Below are 20,246 nucleotides of genomic sequence, written 5' to 3'. Positions count from 1 at the left end.
CATGCCGCGCATCGTCTGCGTCGCCGGGGCGCGCCCCAACTACATGAAGATCAAACCGGTGATGGACGCCCTGGAGCGCCGGGGCGCCGAGGTGGTCCTCGTGCACACCGGTCAGCACTACGACCCGGCCATGAACGACGTGTTCTTCGCCGACCTCGGCATCCGGCCGCCCGACCGCTTCCTCGGGGTCGGCTCCGGCACCCACGCCCAGCAGACCGGACGTGTGATGACCGCGTTCGAGCCCCTTCTCGGCGAGGTGTCCCCGGACCTCGTCGTGGTGGTCGGTGACATCAACTCCACCCTGGCCTGTGCCCTGGTCACCGCCAAGGCCGGACCGCTGCTGGCGCATGTCGAGGCCGGCCTGCGCAGCCGCGACTGGAGCATGCCGGAGGAGGTCAACCGCGTCGCCACCGATCGCGTCAGCGACTACCTGCTGGCCCCCTCGCCCGACGCCGCCGAGAACCTGCGCGCGGAGGGGTACCGGAACGACCAGATCCATCTGGTCGGCAACGTCATGATCGACACACTGCTGGCCAACCTGGAACGGGCCAGGACCTCGGACGTCCTTGGCCGATACGGCCTGACCAGAGGTGAGTTCGGCCTGGTCACCCTGCACCGCCCCGCCAACGTGGACGATCCCGAGGTCCTCGCCGGGCTCCTGAAGGCCCTGGGCGAGATCGCCGGCCGCTGCCCGCTCCTGCTGCCCGTGCACCCACGCGCGGCCGGACGGCTGGCCGGCCTGGGTGTCCCCGCAGGCGTCCGGCTCGTGCCGCCCGCCGGATACCTGGACTTCATCGCCCTGCAGGACGCCGCCCGCCTCGTGCTGACCGATTCCGGCGGCATTCAGGAGGAGACCACCGCGCTGGGTGTGCCGTGTGTGACCCTGCGGGAGAACACCGAGCGGCCCATCACCGTCGAGCAGGGCACCAATGTGCTGGCCGGCCGGGATCCGGCGCGCATCGTGTCCACCGTGCACCGGGTGCTGGACGATCCGCCCGCACCGCGCCGGCCCGAACTGTGGGACGGTCGCGCGAGCGACCGCATCGCCGACGTGCTGCTGGAGGGAGGCACCGCGCGCACACGGCCGAGGCCCACGGACCGAACCTGCCCCGAATGATCCGCTTGCCGCATATGCTCGTCGCACGTCGGGTCGCGAGGGGGGACCACCATGGATCTCGCTGAGATCTTCCGGGTCATGCGCAGGCGCTGGTACGTCCTGCTGCCCGGCCTGCTGCTGACGGCCGGACTGACGGTCGCCGTGGCCCTGCTGGTTCCGGTGACCTACCAGTCGCAGAGCACAGTGGTCCTCCTGAACTCCCAGAAGGCCACGGTGGCCTACGACGGCAACCCCTTCCTCAGCACCCAGACCTCGCTCACCGGGATGGCCGACAGCCTGGCCCGCAATCTCGACTCCGACGTCTCCGTCCGGGAACTCAAGTCCCGTGGCGCCACCGGCACATTGGAGGCCAAGCTCGCCGACAACGCCCAGGGCCCGCTCATGTGGCTCACGGCCACCGGCACCGACAAGGCCGCCGTGCTGGCCTCGGACCGCATCCTCACCGCGTATGCCGGACAACGGCTGGAGCAGTTCCAGAAACAGCAGTCGGTCGCCCCGAAGGCCATGATCCGCATGACGACCGTCGTGGCCCCGCAGAACCCGGTGGCGCAGACCAAGACCCGGCTCGAGTACCTGGTCATGGCCGGGTGCCTGGGGCTGGTGCTGAGCCTGGCCGCCGTCTTCTACGTGGAGGCGCGCCGCCGGTCGCACGAGCCGGCGCGACCGGTCACCGCCGCCACGTCCGCGACCGGGGAACCGGCGACGGACGGGACGACGGCCCTCCGGCCGCCGCCCGCCTGGTCGCGGTCCGCCGGGACCGGGCCCGCCGCGGAGCCGGGGGCCGGACGGCCCGCCATGGCCGTGGCACCCGCCGCCGAGCCGCTCGACGAGGAGTCGACTCATGGACAGCGTTCGCACACCGGACAGCGGGACCGCTGAGCCGACCGACACCCCCGCTCCCGCCTCCCTCGGCCGCAGGGTCCGCTCCGCGGCCCGCTGGAGCCTGATCAACACCGTCGTCATGCGCCTCGCCACCTTCGCCACCGGCATCGTGCTGGCGCGCTTCGCCCTCGGGCCCGCTCAGTGGGGCGTCTACGGCATCGCCCAGACCGTGCTCCTGGTCCTGCTCTCCGCGAACGAACTGGGCGTCAGCCTGGCCATCGTCCGCTGGGACGGCGATCCCCGCCGCTTCGCGCCGACGGTGCTGACACTGGCCACCGCGTCCAGCGGCGTGCTGTACGCCGCCCTCTTCGTCTCGGCACCTGCGGTGGCAGGGCTGCTCGACTCGCCCGAGGCCTCGGGCGTACTGCGCGTGATGTGTCTGTGTCTGGTGATCGACGGGGTGGCCCAGGTGCCCGCCGGCTTCCTGACCCGGGAGTTCGCCCAGGGCAGGCGGATGGTCATCGACGGGCTCAACTTCGTCCTCAGCACCTCCGTGACCCTGGTGCTGGCCTTCGCCGGCTGGGGCGCGATGAGCTTCGCCTGGGGTGCGGTCGCGGGCAACGCCGCCGCCCTCGCCGGCTGTGCCCTGGCCGCCCCCGGCACCCTGCGGTTCGGCTGGGACTCCGGACAGGCCCGCGCCCTGCTGAGGTTCGGGCTCCCCCTGGCCGGCGCGAGCCTCCTCGCTCTCGCCGTCGTCAACGTGGACACCCTGGTCGTCGGCTCCACCCTCGGCCAGGTCTCCCTGGGCTTCTACGTCCTGGCGTTCAACATGTCCGGCTGGCCGGTGCGCATCATCTCCGAGGCGGCCCGGCGGGTCTCGTTCGCCGGCTTCTCCCGCCTCGCCGGCTCCCCGCAGGCCCTCGCCCAGGGCTTCTGCCGCGCCCTGGGTGTGCTGGTCACGGGCACCGTCCCGCTGTGCGTGCTGCTCGGCGGCCTCGCCGCTCCGGTCGTGCATCTCGTGTACGGCGGCAGGTGGCTGCCCGCCGCCGACGCGCTGCCCTGGCTGATGGCCCTCGGCCTGGTCCGCATCGGCTGCGAACTCGCCTACGACTGCCTCGTCGCCACCGAGCAGCGCCGCGCCCTCATCCTCGTCCAGGGCCTCTGGGTCGTGGCCCTCGTCCCCGTCCTCCTCGTCGGCGCGCGCCTCGGCGGCATCGTCGGCGTCTCCCAGGGCCATGTCCTGGTCGCCGTCGGCCTCGTCGTGCCCGCGTTCGTCTACGCCCTCGGCCGGGCCGGGATCGGCCTCGGCCACATCGCCAGGGCCTGCGTCTGGCCCTTTCTCGGAGGGGCCGTGATGACCCTGCTGGTCCTCGCCGCGAAGCGGCTCCTCGGCGACGGCACCCCCGCCCTGTTCGTCATGGGCACAGCGGCCCTGGCCTGCTACGCGGTGTGTGTCCTGCCCAGCCGCCGGTTGCTCCTCGGCTCCCGGACACCGGAGACCGTATGACCGGGCTCGGCCGCCGGCTCGCCGTCCTGGCCCTCGTGCTGTGCGCCGCCTGTTCCCCGTCGCGCGGCGACTGGGCACCGCCGGATCGGAGCGAGGCCCCCAGCACGGCTCCCTCCACCATCGCGCCACCCGGGGAAGCCGGTTTCCCGGACGCCCGCACCACCGGCCCCCGTGTCCCCCTCACGCCGCGTTCCACGGGGAACATGAGCGTCACGACCAACGGCATGGTCATCAAGGGCTGGGACATCACCGGATCGCTCGACATCTACGCGAACGACGTGACCATCGTCGACAGCAAGATCACCTCCACCAACTGGTGGGGCGTCAACCTGCGTCCCGGCTACGGCGGACTCCGGATCCTGCACAGCACCGTCACCGCCGTGCCCGGCAAAGGCCCCGACAACGGCGGCGTGGACTATGCCGTGTCCAACATGAGCACCAGCTCCGTCGAGGTCGGCTGGTGCGACGTTTCCGTCTTCGGCAACGCGCTCTCCATGGGTCAGGGCCACATCCACGACAACTACGTCCACGACCTGGTCCCCTTCCGCAACAACGGCGGCGAGTGGCAGCACACCGACGCGGTGATCAGCGGCGGCAGCAACAAGGGCAGGCTTGTCATCCGTCACAACACCCTGCTCAACCCCGTCGCCGTCGGCCAGGGAGCCTCTGCCAGCCTGGGTCTGTTCGCCGACTCCGGCCCCGTCTCCCGTACGGTCATCGACCACAACCTGCTGGCCGGTGGCGCGTACTGCCTGTACGGGGGTGGCGACGGCGCCACCGGGATCGAGGTCACGAACAACGTCTTCTCCACCCGCTACCACCGCAACTGCGGTGTCTACGGCGCCGTCACCGCCTGGAACGCCGCCGGCACCGGCAACGTCTGGCGCGGCAACCGGTTCTCCCACGGCAGCCCGATCACCCCTGAGCCGGCCGGCTGAGGAAGAGGATCATGCGACGCATCGCCCGCGCCCCCTGGGAGCTCCTCAAACGCACCTTCGGCTGGCTCGTCCTGTTCGAGCTGCGCAACAAGGTCGTCCTCGGGGCCTCCGCGCTGCGGCTGCGCCGCTTCGAAACCGCCGAGACCCGCCGGCTCGCGGCTGCCGCCGCCCCCCTCCCCTTCGCCCTGGTCGTCACGGTCATCGCCACCCACCGCCGCCCCGACGAGCTGCGGGCGGCCGTCGGCTCGGCCCTGGCGCAGACCGTCCGCGACCAGGTCGTGGTGGTTGTCGACGACGGTGCCGGACTACCTGAACTCCCGTACGATCCAAGGCTGTTCGCGGTCTCGCTGACGCGGAACACGGGCGTGGCCGGTGTTGTGCGCAATGTGGGCATCCGCCTCACCCGCTCGCGGTACGTGGCCTTCCTGGACGACGACAACCTGTGGGAACCCGACCACCTGGAACGGGCACTGGCATTCCTGGAGTCCCCCCACGGGCCCGACGGCGTCTACACGGCGCTGCGCCGCGTCCTGCCGGACGGGACCGAACGGGACATCCTGTCCGTGCCGTTCGACCGCCGCCGGGCGGCCAGGGAGTCCTTTCTGGACACCAACGCGTTCGTCGCGCGGCGGGACGGTTCGCTGTACTTCAGCCGTCTGCGCCGGACGCCGGAGGTCCTTCCGCGGGAGGACTGGGAGCTCGTCTACCGGTACAGCCGCAGCCACAGCGTGCGGCATGTGCCGCAGGCCACCGTGCGGTATCTGGTGAATCCCGGGAGTTTCTACACGACGTGGGCCGACTGAGCGTCACGGCCCCGGAGCGGCCCGCAGCGCGCCCGGCTTGAGCAGGGCGGCCGCCGCCGCGCGGCTGGCCCTCCTGCCGAGAGCCGCTCGCGACGCCTCGCGCAGGAACACGGCACCTCTGAAGCACGCCGTCGCGGCGGCCCCGTGGCGCCGCCCGTACAACCGCACGCGGTTGAGCGTCAGCAGAGTCCAGAGCCGGGGCGAGACCTGGGAGTCACCGCCGAGATGGACGGCCTCGGCCGTCGGTTCCAGCTGCGTGGCGTAGCCCCGGTCCCGTGCGCGCAGACAGTACTCGGTCTCCTCCGAATAGAGGAAGAAGGACTCGTCCCACGGACCGCAGGCGGCCAGGCAGTCCGCGGAGACGGCCATGAGCGCGCCGGTCGCCCAGTCCGCGCGTGTCGGCCGTCGGTACGCGGCGGGGTCGGTGACGAGTTCACTCCCGTGCGGGAAGCGCCCGGCCCGGCGGTTGCCGATGACGGCCTCGCCGAGGGCCCGGGACACGCTCGACTCGCGGCGCAGTGAGTAATGGGGTGAGTCCCGGCCCTCTTCGTACAGGAGGGGTACGGCGATCCCCACGCCGTCGCCGAGACTGTCGACGAGACGTCTGGCGCAGTCCCGCCGCATACGGATGTCGGGGTTGCAGATGAGGACCGCCCCGTACGCACCGGCGGCACCCAGCGCCGCGTTGATGCCGGCGGCGTACCCGGCGTTGCGGCCGGTCTGGACGATGGCCGCGTCGGGGGCCAGCGCACGGAGCACCTCGACGGTGTCGTCGGCGGAGTCGTTGTCGGCGACGACGAGCCGCCAGTCGAGGCCGGCCATGCCGTCCCCGAGTGCGGCGAGGAACCCGGGGAGCACCGCGGCGCTGTTCCAGGTGACGACGATGACGGCGACAGGGCTCAACGGGACTCCATGAGGTGGGGAAGCCGGTCTTCGGAGGTGGGGCGGGGGGCCGGGACGGCAGCGGCAGCCGCCTCGCGCCGGACGAAGCCCAGACAGCTGCACCCCGCCCCCAGCATCAGGAAGAACATGCCGGCGAACATCGGGAAGCTCAGTGAGTCGAAGGTGGCGCTGATGACCAGGGCGACCACCGACGAGGCGAAGAACGCCTGCCCCAGTTCGCGGTCGGACTCGGTGCGGGCCAGCCGCCGGAGGGCGCCGCCGTGGTGGATGCCGGTGATGAACAGCGTGAGCAGGGCGCCGAGCCCGAGCAGGCCCGTCTCGGCCAGGGCCAGCATGTACTGGTTGTCGGTGAAGAAGTACAGGTCCGGAGTGAAGGTGCCGAAGCCCCGCCCGAACAGCGGGTGCTCCTTCAGATAGGGCACGATCGCGCTGTACTTGACCGTACGGGCCTGGGTGCTGCTGTCGGAGTTGGACAGGAACGACGCGAACAATCCCGTGATCGTGCCGATCAGCCCGGGGACGAGCACCTTGAAGACGGCCACGGAGGCCGTCATCACGCCGATCGCGGCCCAGCGTCGGGCCGGCCTCCAGCGCGGCACCATCACCAGGGCGACCAGCAGCAGCCCGATGATCGAGGTCCGCGACACGGTCAGGGGCAGCGCACCGGCCATGAGCACCACCGGTGCCCAGCGGCGCAGCACGTGGCGGTGACGGCGTACGGGATCGAAGGCCTGCTGGATCGCGAAGGGCAGGAGGATCGCCAGCATGCCGGCGAACTCCAGCGGCTGGGCCGTGGTGGCCCGGGGCCGGGTGAAGGCGCCGCGGTCCATGACACTCACCTGCGCCACACTGGTCTGGAGCCCGGGGATGTGGAGGGAGTCGGCGATGTTGGTGGCGGCGAAGAAGTCGTAGAAGCCGATCGCGGCGACGACGGACCCCAGGACCACCACCCGGCGCATCAGCACGTCCAGTCGTGCGCGGTCCTGCACACCCGCCGATGTCAGGACGACCAGTGACACCCACACCAGGAACCCGATGAGCCCGCGGTCGGCCCCGAGAACCTCCTCGTGGGAGCTCTCCCGCGTCGCGTCCGCGACATACGCCGCGAGGACGGCCAGCCCGAGTACGCACATCGCGACCCGGGCGAGCCTGGTACCCGGCGCGGGAAGGATACGGCCGCCGAGCCAGGTCGCCAGGTACCACAGCAGTCCGAGCAGGGCGAAGACGTTGGCCGGGGTGCCGACGCCGCCGAGCGCGGGCAGGGCCAGGTTCGACGGAATGAAGAAGGCGAGCGCCAGGTAGCCGGTGAGGATCGTGGTGGCGTCCACCCGTCGGCTCAGCGGTCCTGCTCGTACCCGCTTCCGTTTTCGGGCCTCCCCCCGTCGTGGGCTCGTGTGGCGCCGGCGGCGGACCACCGCGACGCCTTCCATCAGGATCGACAGCAGGAACGCGCTGACGACGCCCAGGATGACGACAGCGGCGATGTCCTGGTAGCGGCTCTTCGACCTGGCCACCGGGGTCTGCGGCAGCACGACGGGAGCGGTCTGCACGAGATACGCGGGCGGGACCTTGGCGGCGGCCTGCAGGGCGTCGAGTTGCTCGCCGGCGAAGGTGGTCAGGGTGGTGGTCTCCTTGAGCACCTTCGCCCGGTCGGTTCCGGTGACGCCGAGCACGAGCAGCGGGCTGTCGCTCTGCGGTGCGAAGCCTGCCGTGTACGGATCGGTGACGCCTCTGCTGTGCAACTCCTTGGCGGCGTCGTTCGATTCGAGGGTCCTGATCAGCACGTCCGCCGTGACGATGAGCGAACCGCCCGCGTTCGAGAGGGGGTTGCCGAACGTGGGGGCCAGCCGGGCGACGGCCGAGGAGTCCAGCAGGGCGACCGAGCTCTGTGACTGGTAGGAGACGGGGACGGTCACGTACAGATACGCGCCGCCGAGCAGACTGAGCAGGGTGAAGGGCACCATGACATACCAACGTCTGCGCAGAATGGCCCATATCTCACCGAGACTCATGAACCGTCCCTCCGTTCGGTGGCATCCCACCGCATGCCCTGCCAGTATCGGGGCGACGGAAGGAGCTCACATGTCGCCGGGGAACGTCGCCGATGGGCTGCTCCGCCGCTGGTACGTCGTGGTGGCCGCGCTGCTGCTGACGGCCGCCGGGGCGTACCACGTGGTGCGACCCGCTCCCCGGTACGCCGGCTCCGCGGTGGTCGTCCTCAAACCGCCGGTGACGCAGAACCAGCCCAATCAGCTCACCAATCTGCAGCCGCCGCTCGCCGTGGTGTCCTATGCGGTCGTCCAGCAGCTGCAATCCCCTGCGGGTGCCGCGGAGTTGCGTGCCGCAGGCGTTCAGGGGAGCTACCGTCTCGTCCCGCGCAACAGCGGCACCAGTGCGACACCGCGCTATCTGATCCCCTCGCTGCAGGTGCAGTCGCAGGCGTCCGGCGCCGACGCCGCCGTAGCGGCGGTCCGCCGCGTCATCGACGTCTACACCCGGCATGTCGACCGGTTGCAGACGGCCCAGGGAGTCCCGGCCGGGTCGCGGATCACCGCCTCGGTGCTGACCTCCCCGAGCGCCGCCCAGGTGCGGGGCGACAGGAGCCGAGGTCTGGCGGGCATGGCCCTGCTGGGCGCGGCCGGCGGCGTTCTCGGCGCGTTGTGGCTCGACCGGTACGCGCTGAGTCGCCGTAACGTCTCTCCCGGCCGTCACGCCGGTCCCGTTTCCGTGACCCACTGAGCTGTGCTGACGAGCCATCAGGACCATCAGACGCCACGGCGCTTCCACGACTCCCACCACAGCCGCTCCCGGCCGCGCTCGGCCACGGCCGACCACACCAGCGGCTGCAGCCAGGGCATGACCTTCGGGCCGATCCGCCTGCGCAACCGCAGCGCGCGGTACTCGGGCAGCGCCGTGTATCCCGGCAGGCACCGCGCGGCGAACGCCACACACTCGTCGACCGGGACGGCGCCCGTCCGCCCCCGGTCGTAGGCCCGGTACGCCCGGCGCAGCGCGAAGCGGGCGAGGCGGGTGTGGACCTCGTCGGCGAGGCGGTCGGCGTGGGGCAGCCGGTCGGCACACTTGGCGAGCACCGAGTCGAAGGCCAGGAGGCGCTGGCGCAGGTCGTCGAGCTGGCCGCCGAAGTCGGTGGTGGACATGTTCTCGCCGTGGACGCGGTAGAAGGCCTGGTCGGCGCCGCGTATGTAACCGACGTCGGCGTGTGCGGCCAGCCGCATCCACATCTCGATGTCACCGGCGTGCGGAAGGGCCGGATCGTAGCCGCCGACCGTGCGCTGGAGGCTGGTGCGGACGACGACTTCCGGCGAGGTGATGCACCCGGTGCCCTCGCGGAAGCGCCGCTCCAGCCACCACTGCCCGGGATAGACGACCGAGCCGGTGCTGTGCGTCCGGGCCGGTGGCAGCGGACCGCCGTGCTGGAAGCGCAGCGGGCGCCCGTAGGCGAACCCCGCCCCGGGATGGGCGTCCAGCAGCGCGGCGGCCCGCACCAGCGCCCCCGGGACGAGCCGGTCATCGGCGGACAGGAGCGCGACGTAGTCGCCGTCGGCCCATTCCAGGAGGCCCTCGTTGTAGGTGGCGATGTGGCCCTTGTTGGTCGCGTGGACGCGGACTTCGATACGGGGGTCGGAGGCGGCCAGCTTGTGCGCGGTCTCCGCCGAGTCGTCGGGTGAGGCGTCGTCGATGACGAGTACCCGGACGTCGACGCCGTCCTGCTCGTCCAGGACGCTGCGTATGCAGTCGGCGAGGAAATGGCCGTACCGGTAGCAGGGGATCACAACGCTGACGGTGCTCATCGATGCAGGGAGCCAATCTTCTCGCGGACGGTCTCGCCGGTCAGGGTCCAGTCGCGGGACCTCACCGTGTGGTGGTGCCGGTCCCGGGCCGTGATCGTGACCGTGAACCGTGTGCCGTCCGGCAACGGGGCCGACAGGTGGACGGACACCTTGCGGGTGGCCCGGTCGTAGGAGGTGACGAGGGTGACGTGGAGCTTCCTGGCCGCCTCGGAACCGCTCAGGACGGTCAGGGCCGCCTTGACGGACGACAGCTTGGCCGAGGCGGGCAGGGCCAGGACGAGGGCGTCCGTCGCGTCGGCGGTGTGCGTCACCGAGGGCGCGGTCACCTCCGAGGCCTTGGCCGTCGACAGGGACGCACTCGGGTTGTCGGCGGTGAAGACCGGACCGACCCAGTAGTTCGCGGAGCCGTAGGAACTGTTGGGGAAGGCCGGGTCGGTGCCGTACCGGTAGAGCCCGTTGTGGTGCGCGGCGGTGTCGGCGGTGGCGGTCAGCGGATAGGACTGGTGGGCTGCCGCGAAGTAGCCGCCGTCCACCGCGTAGTTGCCGTGCGGTGCGTGGTAGGAGACGACGTACGGGGTGCCCGCGGTGACGGCCACCGGGGTGGCGAAGGTCAGCTGCTGCCGGCCCGAGGCCGTCTCGCCGGTGAAGGTACCGGTGGCGAGCAGCGTGCCGTCGTCGGTCCACAGGCTGCCGGTGTGCGTGCCGGTGTTGCCGGTGCCCTTGTAGAACGTGACGCCGGTGATCCAGCCGTCCGCCGAGGAGGTGAACCGGGTGCCGAGCTCCACGGAGTTGGTGTCACCGGTCATGTCGGTGCCGGCCGGCACGGTGGAGGAGCTCCACAGCGTGCAGGGGCAGGTGACCGCGGGCGGTGTGGAACTGGTGGTGAAGGACCAGGTCGCCGGGTCCGCCATGGCGTTGCCCCACAGGTCGGAGGCCTGGACGGACGCGGTGTAGGTGGTGTGGAGCTGCAGCTCCGTCGACGGTGTGAAGGTCGCCTTGTCGGACGCGGGGAGCGTCGTGGTGCCCGGCACGGTGGTGCCGTCCGGGCCTTTCAGGGTGAAGGTCAGGTTGTCGGCGTCGGCGGCCGAGCTGAGGACGGCCGACACCGGTGCCGTGATCGACACGCCGGTCGCCCCGGACGTCGGGGAGGTGGAGGTGACGGTGGGCGGGGTGGTGCTGGCCGTCGAGGTGTCCAGTACGACGTCGACCCAGTAGTTGCTGCCGGGGGACTGTGTGGACGGGAACGCGCTGGTCGAGCCGTAGTGGTAGACGCCGTTGCCGCCGTCGGTGCCGGACTTCAGCGCGGTGAGCGGGGCCAGGCCGGCGTCGCTGTCGGAGAAGTAGCCGCCGTCGTAGGAGTACCCGCCGTTGGGGGCGAAGTAGGAGGCGATGTAGGTGGTGTCGGCCTTGACGCTGACCGGGGTGGCGAAGTTCAGCTGCTGCCAGCCGGAGGCCGTCTCCTTGGTGAAGGTGCCGGTGGCCAGGCGGGTGCCGGAGGCGGTCCACAGGCTGCCGGTGTGGGTGCCGGTGTTGGCGGGTGACTTGTAGAAGCGGACGCCGGTGATCGAACCGGCCCTGGTGGTACGGAACTTGACGCCGAGCTCCACCGAGCTGCCGTCGCCCGCGTTGACGGTGCCGGGAACGGCCGAGGCCGGCCAGACGGTGCAGGGGCAGGTCTGCGGGCCGACGGTCACCGGTACGGTGGTGACCGCACCGGTGTTGACGCTGTCGTCGACCGCGCGGACCTCGACGGATGCCGGGCCCGGGGTCGTCGGGGTCCAGCTGTAGCTCCAGGACGCCAGGCCGTTCGCGGCCTTCCAGGTGGTTCCGCCGTCCGTGGACACCTCCACGCGGGCCACCACGCCTCCGCCCGAGTCGGTGGCCGTACCGGTGATGGTGACCGGCTTCAGCGCCGGGACGGTGATCCCGGGGGCCGGGCTCTTCACGGTGACGGCCGGACCCGTGGTGTCGGTGGAGGCCGTCGCGGTGACGAGGTTGCTCTGCGGGGTCAGCGGCCCGACACCCATGTCGGCGAGGATGTTCACGGTCGCCTGCTGCATCCGGGCGTCCTCGGTGACCACCGTGTCCTCGGGGTTGTACGTGGGGATGTTGGTCAGGCCCCACGACCACTGCACGGTCCCCGCCCCGAACACCAGGGCCCCGGAGTCCTGGTCGCGGAACTCGACGAGGTTGTGTGTCGCCGTGCCGTTGCCGTACACGTTGCCCCAGTCCGTGCGGAGCTTGCCGTCGGTGATGTCCACCGTCGTGGACGACAGGTCGATCGCTCCGGCGGGTCTGGTGCTGTTGTCGAGGTCGCTGTCCCACTCGTAGCCCAGGGTGCCTGCCGGGAAGGTGGCGGTCTGACCGGAGGTGAGGTTCGCGACGGAGGTGCTCCGCCACAGCCGGTTCCTGCCGTAGGAGCCGGGGACCGTGATCGCGTCGCTGCGGTAGCCGTTCACCTGGAACATGGATCCGGTGAGGATGTTCGGCGGCTGGTAGACCTGCCCGTAGTGCGTGCTGGTCGGGTCCATCCAGGTGCCCGTCCAGATGCCGCTGGGGTCGGCGACGCCGTTGTTCTGCGCCATCTTGGTCATCTTGTAGCAGACCAGGGTCCGGTTCGCCGTGCCGGCGCCGTCGGTGCTCGGGGCCAGCCGCGTCTTCCAGAAGACCTCGTTGCCGCTGAAGAAGGCCTCGCGGACGCCTGCCTTCCGGGCCGCCAGGACGTTGGAGTACTGGCTCTGCGTCCAGTACTCGTCATGGCCGGAGGACATGTACACCCTGTGCTTCTTGAGCAGGGTGGCGCCGTTGGCCGACACGTCCACGCCGGACAGGTAGCTGACGTCGTAGCCGTTGCGTTCCAGCCAGGACAGCATCATGTACTCGGAGCCGTAGATGCCGTTGTCACCGCCGATGTCCAGCGGCCGGTTGTAGCTGACCTCGTAGGCGCGGCCGTCCGGTGCCGGCCCGGCGCCGCCGTAGAGGTCCTGGCCGCCGTAGTCGTTGTAGGCCTGCCAGGTCTGGTCGCTGGTCTGTACGACGATGTCGGAGGTGCTGGAGTCGTTGCGGACGACGAACGGGTACGGCATCAGTCCGTCACCGTCCGTCTGCGTGAGGTTCGCGATGTACAGGCCGGACACGGCGTTGCCGGGCACCGTCCAGGTCGCGGTCACGGGCCAGTTGCCGCAGTCGACCAGGCCGGTGCTGCTCTTGGTGGTGCAACCGGCCGGCTTCGTCGTGTAGTCGGCCGGGTAGGTGACGGCCGCCTGGGCCGCGGTCGACATCTCGCGCGCGCCGTCGCCGCCGTACCAGCCCAGGCGGTAGATCTCGATCTGGTAGGTGACCTTCGACTGGACCTTGAACTGGACGGTGTCCCCCGCCTGGACGCTCTCCTTGGTGGAGAACCCCTGGATGTCACCATAGGCGTTGGGCGAGAACCAGTCGGACTTCGGACTGCCCGGTTTGGAGTTCTCGCACACGACCGGGTTCGAACCCGCTCCGCACGGATCGGATGCCGCCTGGGCGGGCACGGCCTGTGGGAGCACCGCCCATATCAGTGCCGCCACGACGGCGAGGCGGACGCCCCGGATCCGTCTGCTCCATCTGTTCATGTGTACCTCTCAGCGCTTTCGAGCGCGTCGGTGAGCGTGTCCACGACGCGCTGCTGCTGGTCGGCGGTGATCTGCGGGTAGAGCGGAAGCGACAGGATCCGGTCGGCCGCCCTCTCGGCGTTCGGGAAGTCGCCCCGGGCGTGGCCGAGATGGCGGTACGCGGGCGTCAGGTGCACCGGGGCGGGGTAGTGCACGCCCGCGCCGATGCCCTCGGCGTTGAGCTTGCCGACGATGTCGTCGCGGTCCGCGCCGGCGAGCTGGACGACGTACAGGTGCCATACGTGGACGTTGCCGGGTGCCGTCGTCGGGAGCACGATCCGGCCGGTGGCCGCCAGGTCGGCGAGCAGTGCGTCGTAGCGGGCCGCGGCTGCGCGCCGGGCCGCGTTGCCGTCCGCCAGCCGGGCCAGCTTGGCCCGCAGGACGACGGCTTGCAGCCCGTCGAGGCGGCTGTTGAACCCGGGTATGTCGTGGCGGTACTTGGCGACGCCGCCGTGGTTCGCGATCGCGCGCACCAGGCCGGCCAGTTCCTCGTCGTCGGTCAGCACCGCGCCCGCGTCGCCGTAGGCTCCCAGGTTCTTGCCCGGGTAGAAGCTGGTGGCCGCGATGCCGCCACTGCCCGGCGAGCGGCCGTCGCGGGTGGCGCCCTGGCACTGCGCGGCGTCCTCGACGACCCGTACGCGGTCAGGTAGTTGGCGGGCCAGGTCCGTCACGTCGGCCAGCTGACCGTAGAGGTGCACCGGTACCACCGCGCGGGTGGCCGGGCCGACCGCGTCCAGCGCGGCCCGGGGGTCGAGCAGGTGGGTGTCGGGCAGGCAGTCCGCCAGGACGGGTCGCGCACCGATTCTGGCCACCGCGCCCACGGTGGCGATGAAGGTGTTGGCGGGCACCACGACCTCGTCGCCGGGCCCCGTCCCGACGGCACGCAGGGCGAGTTCGACGGCGTCGGTTCCGTTGGCGACGCCCACGCAGTGCGCGACACCGGCGAAGTCCGCGTACTCGCGCTCGAATCGGCGGACCTCGTCGCCGCCGATGAACGCCGTGTCGGCCAGGACCCGTTCGAATCCGGCCCGTACCTCCTCGGCGACCTCCGCGTGGGCCGCCTTGAGGTCGACAAGCGGAATCTGGTTCATAGGACGGGTCCCCCCATGGTGTGCGTCGCGAGTTCGTCGAGCGCGGGCGTGTCCGCCGCGCGCAACCGCCGGGCCGGGTTGCCCGCCCAGACCTCGCCCGGCGGCACGTCGCCGAGCACGGAGCTGCCCATCCCCACCAGCGACCAGGCGCCGACCTCCGTGCCCTCCCTGACCAGGGCTCCGGAGCCCAGGTAGGCGCCCCGCGCCAGCCGCACTCCCCCGCCCAGGCGGACGCCGGACGCGAGGGTGACGTAGTCCTCGACGACGTCGTCATGGGTGAGGACGGCCTGCGGCATCACCGCGACATGCGCACCCAGCCGTACGGCGGCGGTCAGGACGCAGTGTGCGAGCAGGACCGAGCCGGGGCCGACCCGGGAGGTCGACGACACCGCCGCCGTCGGGTGGATCACGGTGGCGTAGCGGTCCGGGGGCAGGGCGAGCCTGCGGACCAGACGGGCACGGGCCGCGTAGTCCCCGGGGTTGCCCACACAGATCACCACCCGGGCGCCGGGCAGGTCGTGGACCAGGTCGCAGCCGCCGAGGACGGGCACGCCGTCCACCTCGGTGCCGTGCAGGGCGGAGTTGTCGTCGAGGTGCCCGAGCAGCTCGGCATCGCCCGCGTCGCGTACGGCCTGTGCGGTCTCCCGGGCGAAGCCGCCCGCGCCGACGATCAGCAGCCCGTTCACCTTCGGGCCGGTTCGCGCAAGGCCGCCACGACACGGTCCTGCTGGGCCTCGGTCATCGTGTGGAACAGGGGCAGGATCAGTGAGTCACGGCTGATCCGCTCGGTGGCCGGCAGCGGCGCGCAGGGGTGGTCCGCGTAGGCGGGTTCGAGGTGCGCGGCCATGATCCCGCGCCGGGCGGAGACTCCGGCCTCGGCGAGCGCGCCGAGCAGGTCGTCCCGGCCGACGGGGAAGTCCTCGTCCAGGAGCACCCAGTACGACTGGAAGTTGCTCTGTCCGTGCGCGGGGTCGCGTACGGGGGTGAGGCCGGGGACGTCGTGCAGCAGCGTGTCGTAGCGGGCCGCCAGCTCCCGGCGGCGCGCGATCATCGCGTCGAGTCTGCCGAGCTGGACGAGGCCGACCGCGGCCTGGATGTCGGTCATCCGATAGTTGAAGCCGACCTCCAGGTAGCTCTCCAGGACCGGCTTGGTGCTCGCGTGGCGCTCGGCCGCCGAGGCGTTCATGCCGTGTTCGCGCAGTCTGCGCAGCCGGGCCGCCCACTCGGCGTCGTCGGTGGTGATCATGCCGCCCTCGCCCGTGGTGAGGACCTTGCGGGGGTGGAACGACCAGGCGGCGAGCAGCGCGCCGTGCCCCACCGGCTTGCCGCCCACGGTGGAGCCGATGGCGCAGGCCGCGTCCTCGACCAGAGGCAGATCCCAGTCGGCGCAGGCGGTGCGCAGGGCGTGCACATCGGCCGGTACGCCGCCCTGGTGGACGGCGAGGACGGCCTTGGTACGGGGGGTGCGGACCGCGTCCACGGTGGCCGTGGTCAGGTTGCCGGTGGCGAGGTCGACGTCGGCGAACACCGGCTCGGCGCCGACGTATCGTACGGCGTTGGCGGTGGCGATGAACGACAGCGAGGGTACGACGACCTCGTCGCCGGGGCCGAGGCCCAGCGTGACGAGCGACAGGTGCAGGGCGGTGGTGCAGGAGCTGACCGCGATGGCGTGCTCGGCGCCCACCCGCTCGGCGAATGCCCGCTCGAAGGCGGCGACCCGGGGGCCCTGGGCGACCCACCCGGACAGCACCGCGTCGGAGGCGGCCCGGGCCTCCTCCTCGCCGAGCCAGGGGATCATCACGGGGATGCGGTCGGTACTCACTGGGCCGCCTCCCGCTCCGCCCGCCACCACTCCACCAGGTCCCGAAGCCCCGTACGCAGATCGATCCGCGCCGTGAACCCGAGCCGCTCGGCGGCCTGCCTGGTGTCCGCGAGCCTGCGGGTCACCCCGTTCACCGCGCGGGCGGGCCCGTGCACGGGCTCCAGGCCCTCGGCCCCCATCGCCTCCAGCAGGCCGTCGGCGAGCTCGCGCAGCGAAGTCTCCGTGCCGCTCGCGATGTTGAACACCTCGTCGGTGAGATCCGGCCCGGCGGCCAGGACGTTGGCCCTCGCGATGTCACGCACGTCGACGAAGTCCATGGTCTGCGTGCCGTCGCCGAGGATCAGCGGCGGCTCGCCCGCCTGGATGCGCTCCATCCAGCGGATCAGCACCTCGGTGTAGAGACCGTGGATGTCCATCCGGGGGCCGTAGACGTTGAAGTAGCGCAGCGCCACGTAGTCCAGTCCGGACATGGCGTGGAAGCTGCGCAGCATGCCCTCGTTGAAGGCCTTCGCGGCGCCGTAGAAGGTGTCGTTGTTGTAGGGGTGGTGGCGCTCGGTCGTCGGGAACGTCTCGGCCATGCCGTAGACGGACGCCGAGGAGGAGGCGATCACCTTGGCCACCCCGGCCTCGGCCGCCGCCTCCAAAACGTTGAAGGTGCCGTCGACCAGGACCTCGTTGGCGAGCCTCGGCTCCTCCGCGCACTGGGTGATACGGATCGCGGCGAGGTGGAACACCAGGGATGCGCCCTCGGTGGCCTTCCGTACGGTGTCGGCATCCCGGATGTCGCCCTCGACGACCTCCACGACGCCGCTGGTCAGGGCCTGGGCGAGGTTGGCCCGCCGTCCGCGCACGAAGTTGTCGAGTACGACGATCTCGCGGGCGCCGCCCTCGGCCAGGAGGTCGACCAGGTGGGAGCCGATGGTGCCCGCTCCCCCGGTGACCAGGATCTTCTTGCCTCGTACGCTGCTCAAGTGCCGTGACCTCTCCGTGAATGGGGTGCGTCAACGCCCGGCGCGCAGACCGACGACCGCGCCCCGGAACTCCAGGCTCCGGGAGGCCGCCTCGAGAATGTCCAGCACGCGCAGGCCCGCCCGGCCGTCGGTCAGCGGCGCCCGGCCCGCTCTGATCGCGTCGGCGAACTCGTCGACCATGCTGCGCAGCGCTTCCTTCTCGCCGATGGCGGGCGCGACCATGTCTCCGGAGCGGTACGAGATGAGCATGTCCCGGCGCTCGTCCGCGCCGATCTCCTGCGGTGCGGCCAGGTCCACGCCCCGGTCGTAGATCGCCACGCGCTGCAGGGGGTTGAGGTCGTCCCAGATCAGGGTGCGTTTGGCGCCGCCCACCATGGTGGTCCGCACCTTGGTCGGGGACAGCCAGTTGACGTGCACGTGCGCGATGGCTCCGGTGTTGAGCTGGAGCGTCAGATAGGCCACGCAGGCCTGTCCGGCGCCGATCGGGTCGGCCCCGTGGGCGGCGACGGCGACCGGTTCGACGTGGTCGGGCAGGATGAAGTCGAGGATGGACAGATCGTGCGGGGCCAGGTCCCACAGGACGTCGATGTCCTTCTGGACGAGGCCGAGGTTGATCCGGACCGAGTCGACGAAGTGGATCTCGCCGAGGGCGCCGGAGCGCACCAGTTCCCGGATGCGGCCCACGGCGGGTGTGTAGCAGTAGGTGTGGTCGCACATGAGGGTGAGGCCGCGTTCTTCCGCTTCGGTCACCAGGCGCATGCCGTCGGCGTACGTCGCGGCGAGCGGCTTCTCCACCAGGACGTGCTTGCCGGCGCGCAGGGCGGCCAGGGCGATGTCGAGGTGGGTTCCGGCGGGCGTTGCGACGGCGACGGCGGCGACGGAGGGGTCGGCGAGGACGGCCGCGTAGTCCGCGGTGGCCTGGACCGTCGAATACCCGCCGAGGACCCGCTGGGCCCGCTCCACGTCCAGGTCGCACAGCCAGCGCAGCCGGAACCGCTCGCCGGCCTGGAAGTTGCGGACGAGGTTGGGGCCCCAGTAGCCGGCCCCGACGACCGCGACCCCCAAGGGCCCGTCCGTCCGCGTCACTTGGCTGCTCTTCGGTTGGTCCATCAGTACGCCCCCGTTCCTCGCACCACTGCGGAACCGGTGCGCACCAGGATCGACAGGTCGAGGCCCATCGACCAGTTGTCCACGTATCCGAGATCGAGCCGGACCGCCTCGTCCCAGGGCAGGTCGGAGCGGCCGCTGATCTGCCACAGTCCGGTGAGGCCGGGCTTCACCAGCAGCCGGCGCTTGATGTCCGGCGTGTACTCCTCCACCTCGTGGGGCAGCGGCGGGCGGGGGCCGACGAGTGACATGTGGCCCCGGACCACATTGATCAGCTGCGGCAGTTCGTCGAGCGAGCTGCGGCGCAGCACCGAGCCGACCCGGGTGATCCGGGGGTCTTCCCGCACCTTGAACAGCAGGCCGTCGCCGTTCTGGTTGAGGTGCTCCAGTTCCGCCCGCAGGGCCTCCGAGTCCGGCCGCATCGTGCGGAACTTGAGCATGGTGAAGTGGTCGCCGTACCGGCCCGCCCGCTGCTGTCTGAACAGCGCGGGGCCGGAGCTGTCCAGCCGGACGATCAGGGCGATCAGCAGCATGGGCAGGGCGAGGGCCGCGAGGAGCGCCGCCGCGAGCGTCCGGTCCAGGAGTTCCTTGGGCAGCCGGGAGATCCGGGACAGGTCCGGCGCCTGTATCCGCATCAGCGGCACCCCGTTGGTGGGCCGTACCGCCAGCCGGGAGGCGGTCACGTCGGTCAGCACGGGGGCGAGCACGAAGTCGACGCCCTGTACGGCTGCCGTCCAGGACATCCGGCGCAGGACGGAGGCGTCGGCGCCGGGCACCGGCAGTGCCACCACGGTGCTGATGCCCAGGGCCCGGATCACGTCGTTCATGTCGCCGAGGCCGCCGAGGAAGGGCATCCCCAACGTGCGTGTCCGGGCGGCGTTCTCCGGATCGCTCAGGCACACTCCGGCGACCTGCAGTTCCTGTGCCCCGCCGCGCCGTAGCACCGCGGACAGCTCCACGATGCCGTGTGACGGCCCGACCAGGAGCGTGGCACTCCGGTCCCGGCCGCGTGCCCATCGCCGGTGCAGCCGGCGGCGCAGGATGTACCGGACCGGCAGGGAGATCGCGGCGACCGGCACAGCAGCCATGGCCATGTCATGAAGGAGGCCCGAATCGTGTGTGAACAACCAGTAGGCGACCGCGGCCAGCGCCGGCAGTGCGACGGCGCCTCGAAGCACCCGTCGGTATTCCTCGCCGCCCAGGCCCAGGGCGCTGCGGTGGTAGGAGCGATGGACGAACATGACGACGATCCACGCCGGTGGCAGTACCAGAGCCACCGTCCAGCGGCCGTACGCCGCGTGGATCAGGAAGGCCGCGGCGACGCCCGCTAAGCCGTCCGCGAGCAGCAGGGCTATCCGGTACTTCTGCTCCCAACGTCTTCGGCGACTTTGTGGAATTCTGCGTTCCACAACCACATGCTCATGCGTGACCTCAATGGTCATGCCTACCCCCCACATGCGCGGCTGTCCCTGACCGAAGTGCCCTCGACACAGCGGCACTGGAAAGCGAGGGAGCTTCAGCGGTTCCCCAACCGCGCCATGCCCCCGGCATGCTGGTACTGCCCGTGCACGATCCGTTCATCGAGCCGAGCCGTGACATGCGGCGAGTTCCCCACCCAAATCGGCCCGGCGGTCCTCAATCTAGACCACGAGCCTCAGTCGCGGGAACAGTTGGACGAAACACGCATCGCATGAGCGATATTGGCT

The 20,246-nt window shown here is 71.1% G+C and carries 16 protein-coding genes; 6 read left to right on the top strand and 10 right to left on the bottom strand.

Annotation, left to right across the window (positions count from 1 at the left end):
• Nucleotide 1 precedes the first annotated feature (1 nt).
• From wecB to ABZ624_RS03125, 5 genes are read left to right on the top strand one after another with little or no spacing between them, the layout of a single operon-like run.
• Entirely contained in the window at nucleotides 2-1,117 is a 1,116-nt protein-coding gene (gene wecB / locus ABZ624_RS03145; protein WP_360081944.1) for a UDP-N-acetylglucosamine 2-epimerase (non-hydrolyzing), read from the top strand.
• Between the two features lie 51 nt (nucleotides 1,118-1,168).
• Nucleotides 1,169-1,996: a Wzz/FepE/Etk N-terminal domain-containing protein gene (locus ABZ624_RS03140; RefSeq protein ID WP_360081942.1), complete on the top strand. Its 828-nt coding sequence runs from the start codon at nucleotides 1,169-1,171 to the stop codon at nucleotides 1,994-1,996.
• Nucleotides 1,959-3,446 carry an oligosaccharide flippase family protein gene (locus ABZ624_RS03135; RefSeq protein WP_360081940.1) on the top strand — a complete coding sequence of 496 codons (1,488 nt, stop codon included), beginning with the start codon at nucleotides 1,959-1,961 and terminating at the stop codon, nucleotides 3,444-3,446. Before ABZ624_RS03140 ends, ABZ624_RS03135 begins: the two co-directional genes overlap by 38 nt.
• Nucleotides 3,443-4,384, top strand: a complete 942-nt coding sequence (locus ABZ624_RS03130; RefSeq protein ID WP_360081938.1) for a hypothetical protein — start codon at nucleotides 3,443-3,445, stop codon at nucleotides 4,382-4,384. The genes ABZ624_RS03135 and ABZ624_RS03130 overlap by 4 nt, the downstream gene beginning before the upstream one ends.
• 11 nt (nucleotides 4,385-4,395) lie before the next feature.
• Nucleotides 4,396-5,187: a glycosyltransferase gene (locus tag ABZ624_RS03125; RefSeq protein WP_360081936.1), complete on the top strand. Its 792-nt coding sequence runs from the start codon at nucleotides 4,396-4,398 to the stop codon at nucleotides 5,185-5,187.
• A gap of 3 nt (nucleotides 5,188-5,190) precedes the next feature.
• Here the strand turns inward: ABZ624_RS03125 and ABZ624_RS03120 are convergent, their stop codons facing one another.
• Entirely contained in the window at nucleotides 5,191-6,090 is a 900-nt protein-coding gene (locus ABZ624_RS03120) for a glycosyltransferase family 2 protein (protein WP_360081934.1), read from the bottom strand.
• Complete coding sequence (locus ABZ624_RS03115; protein WP_360081932.1) at nucleotides 6,087-8,102, bottom strand: O-antigen ligase family protein; 2,016 nt, start codon at nucleotides 8,100-8,102, stop codon at nucleotides 6,087-6,089. Before ABZ624_RS03115 ends, ABZ624_RS03120 begins: the two co-directional genes overlap by 4 nt.
• 70 nt (nucleotides 8,103-8,172) lie before the next feature.
• On the opposite strand from ABZ624_RS03115, the gene ABZ624_RS03110 reads away from it, so the two are divergent.
• On the top strand, nucleotides 8,173-8,829 hold the full coding sequence (locus ABZ624_RS03110) for a hypothetical protein (protein WP_360081930.1): 657 nt from the start codon (nucleotides 8,173-8,175) through the stop codon (nucleotides 8,827-8,829).
• A gap of 26 nt (nucleotides 8,830-8,855) precedes the next feature.
• On the opposite strand, the gene ABZ624_RS03105 is transcribed toward ABZ624_RS03110, so the two are convergent.
• The 8 genes from ABZ624_RS03105 to ABZ624_RS03070 are packed head-to-tail and all read right to left on the bottom strand — an operon-like array spanning nucleotide 8,856 to nucleotide 19,982.
• Nucleotides 8,856-9,902, bottom strand: a complete 1,047-nt coding sequence (locus tag ABZ624_RS03105; protein ID WP_360081928.1) for a glycosyltransferase — start codon at nucleotides 9,900-9,902, stop codon at nucleotides 8,856-8,858.
• Complete coding sequence (locus tag ABZ624_RS03100; RefSeq protein ID WP_360081926.1) at nucleotides 9,899-13,510, bottom strand: DUF4082 domain-containing protein; 3,612 nt, start codon at nucleotides 13,508-13,510, stop codon at nucleotides 9,899-9,901. Before ABZ624_RS03100 ends, ABZ624_RS03105 begins: the two co-directional genes overlap by 4 nt.
• The gene (locus tag ABZ624_RS03095) at nucleotides 13,507-14,640 is read right to left on the bottom strand and encodes a DegT/DnrJ/EryC1/StrS family aminotransferase (protein WP_360081924.1); all 1,134 of its coding nucleotides are present in this window, start codon (nucleotides 14,638-14,640) and stop codon (nucleotides 13,507-13,509) included. The genes ABZ624_RS03100 and ABZ624_RS03095 overlap by 4 nt, the downstream gene beginning before the upstream one ends.
• Nucleotides 14,637-15,326: an acetyltransferase gene (locus tag ABZ624_RS03090; RefSeq protein WP_360081922.1), complete on the bottom strand. Its 690-nt coding sequence runs from the start codon at nucleotides 15,324-15,326 to the stop codon at nucleotides 14,637-14,639. Before ABZ624_RS03090 ends, ABZ624_RS03095 begins: the two co-directional genes overlap by 4 nt.
• The gene (locus tag ABZ624_RS03085; RefSeq protein WP_360081920.1) at nucleotides 15,323-16,462 is read right to left on the bottom strand and encodes a DegT/DnrJ/EryC1/StrS family aminotransferase; all 1,140 of its coding nucleotides are present in this window, start codon (nucleotides 16,460-16,462) and stop codon (nucleotides 15,323-15,325) included. Before ABZ624_RS03085 ends, ABZ624_RS03090 begins: the two co-directional genes overlap by 4 nt.
• Nucleotides 16,459-17,433 (bottom strand): NAD-dependent epimerase/dehydratase family protein, encoded by a 975-nt coding sequence (locus tag ABZ624_RS03080; RefSeq protein WP_360081918.1) that lies wholly within the window; start codon nucleotides 17,431-17,433, stop codon nucleotides 16,459-16,461. The genes ABZ624_RS03085 and ABZ624_RS03080 overlap by 4 nt, the downstream gene beginning before the upstream one ends.
• A gap of 30 nt (nucleotides 17,434-17,463) precedes the next feature.
• Complete coding sequence (locus ABZ624_RS03075) at nucleotides 17,464-18,543, bottom strand: Gfo/Idh/MocA family oxidoreductase (protein ID WP_360081916.1); 1,080 nt, start codon at nucleotides 18,541-18,543, stop codon at nucleotides 17,464-17,466.
• Complete coding sequence (locus ABZ624_RS03070) at nucleotides 18,543-19,982, bottom strand: exopolysaccharide biosynthesis polyprenyl glycosylphosphotransferase (RefSeq protein WP_360081914.1); 1,440 nt, start codon at nucleotides 19,980-19,982, stop codon at nucleotides 18,543-18,545. Before ABZ624_RS03070 ends, ABZ624_RS03075 begins: the two co-directional genes overlap by 1 nt.
• Between the last annotated feature and the right edge of the window lie 264 nt (nucleotides 19,983-20,246).

The organism is Streptomyces sp. NPDC007205, assembly GCF_040634095.1.
GTDB lineage: Bacteria > Actinomycetota > Actinomycetes > Streptomycetales > Streptomycetaceae > Streptomyces.
This window is presented reverse-complemented; position numbering and strand designations above follow the sequence as displayed.